The sequence below is a fragment of the Flavobacterium sp. GNP011 genome, assembly GCF_056428925.1.
Map to the genome: position 1 here is coordinate 1 of NZ_JBWJVJ010000072.1, position 243 is coordinate 243.

Annotated in this window: 1 protein-coding gene; it reads right to left on the minus strand. The window is 47.3% G+C overall.

Annotated elements, in window-relative coordinates:
* The coding region (locus tag AC061E_RS16670) for a hypothetical protein (protein ID WP_478287258.1) at positions 1 to 243 on the minus strand (243 nt) is incomplete at both ends.

The following is a 243-nucleotide window of genomic DNA, read 5'->3' on the forward strand; positions in this document are numbered from 1 at the left end:
ATCGGCAGCTAATTTTAGTTTTGCAGCTTCTGCATCCGCTTTCGCTTTAGCATCGGCAGCTTGTTTGGCCGCTTCTGCATCTGCTTTTGCTTTAGCATCGGCAGCTAATTTTAGTTTTGCAGCTTCAGCATCCGCTTTAGTTTTGGCATCGGCAGCTTGTTTGGCCGCTTCTGCATCTGCTTTTGCTCTAGCATCGGCAGCTAATTTTAGTTTTGCAGCTTCTGCATCCGCTTTCGCTTTAGC